The sequence below is a fragment of the Pantoea sp. Fr-CA_6 genome (assembly GCF_024520895.1).
Taxonomy (GTDB): domain Bacteria; phylum Pseudomonadota; class Gammaproteobacteria; order Enterobacterales; family Enterobacteriaceae; genus Pantoea; species Pantoea agglomerans.
Window position 1 is genome coordinate 1,302 of the sequence record NZ_JALNPO010000029.1, and the last position, 1,751, is coordinate 3,052.

Consider the following 1,751-nt stretch of genomic DNA (forward strand, 5'->3'; position numbering starts at 1 on the left):
GTTGTTGGGTAGGGGAGCGTTCTGTAAGCCGTCGAAGGTGTGCTGTGAGGCATGCTGGAGGTATCAGAAGTGCGAATGCTGACATAAGTAACGATAAAGCGGGTGAAAAGCCCGCTCGCCGGAAGACCAAGGGTTCCTGTTCAACGTTAATCGGAGCAGGGTGAGTCGACCCCTAAGGCGAGGCCGAAAGGCGTAGTCGATGGGAAACAGGTTAATATTCCTGTACTCGGTGTTACTGCGAAGGGGGGACGGAGAAGGCTATATCAGCCGGGCGACGGTTGTCCCGGTTTAAGCGTGTAGGCGGAGTGTCCAGGTAAATCCGGACGCTTGTTAACGCTGAGGCGTGACGACGAGGCACTACGGTGCTGAAGTGATAAATGCCCAGCTTCCAGGAAAAGCCTCTAAGCATCAGGTAACACAGAATCGTACCCCAAACCGACACAGGTGGTCAGGTAGAGAATACCAAGGCGCTTGAGAGAACTCGGGTGAAGGAACTAGGCAAAATGGTGCCGTAACTTCGGGAGAAGGCACGCTGGCGCGTAGGTGGAGGGACTTGCTCCCCGAGCCGAAGCCAGTCGAAGATACCAGCTGGCTGCAACTGTTTATTAAAAACACAGCACTGTGCAAACACGAAAGTGGACGTATACGGTGTGACGCCTGCCCGGTGCCGGAAGGTTAATTGATGGGGTTATCCGTAAGGAGAAGCTCTTGATCGAAGCCCCGGTAAACGGCGGCCGTAACTATAACGGTCCTAAGGTAGCGAAATTCCTTGTCGGGTAAGTTCCGACCTGCACGAATGGCGTAATGATGGCCAGGCTGTCTCCACCCGAGACTCAGTGAAATTGAACTCGCTGTGAAGATGCAGTGTACCCGCGGCAAGACGGAAAGACCCCGTGAACCTTTACTACAGCTTGACACTGAACATTGAGCCTTGATGTGTAGGATAGGTGGGAGGCTTTGAAGCGCGGACGCCAGTCTGCGTGGAGCCAACCTTGAAATACCACCCTTTAATGTTTGATGTTCTAACGTAGGCCCGTGATCCGGGCTGCGGACAGTGTCTGGTGGGTAGTTTGACTGGGGCGGTCTCCTCCTAAAGAGTAACGGAGGAGCACGAAGGTCAGCTAATCACGGTCGGACATCGTGAGGTTAGTGCAATGGCATAAGCTGGCTTGACTGCGAGAGTGACGGCTCGAGCAGGTGCGAAAGCAGGTCATAGTGATCCGGTGGTTCTGAATGGAAGGGCCATCGCTCAACGGATAAAAGGTACTCCGGGGATAACAGGCTGATACCGCCCAAGAGTTCATATCGACGGCGGTGTTTGGCACCTCGATGTCGGCTCATCACATCCTGGGGCTGAAGTAGGTCCCAAGGGTACGGCTGTTCGCCGTTTAAAGTGGTACGCGAGCTGGGTTTAGAACGTCGTGAGACAGTTCGGTCCCTATCTGCCGTGGGCGCTGGAGAATTGAGGGGGGTTGCTCCTAGTACGAGAGGACCGGAGTGAACGCACCACTGGTGTTCGGGTTGTCATGCCAATGGCATTGCCCGGTAGCTAAGTGCGGAAAAGATAAGTGCTGAAAGCATCTAAGCACGAAACTTGCCCCGAGATGAGTTCTCCCTGACTCCTTGAGAGTCCTGAAGGGACGTTGAAGACTACGACGTTGATAGGCCGGGTGTGTAAGCGCAGCGATGCGTTGAGCTAACCGGTACTAATGACCCGTGAGGCTTAACCTTACAACGCCAGAGGCGTTTTT

The 1,751-nt window shown here is 54.3% G+C and carries 1 rRNA gene (only partly in view); it reads left to right on the forward strand.

From position 1 onward, the window contains the following. Nucleotides 1–1,731 (forward strand): 23S ribosomal RNA (locus tag NR201_RS22435); it begins 1,270 nt to the left of the window's first position. The last annotated feature ends 20 nt before the right edge of the window (nucleotides 1,732–1,751 follow it).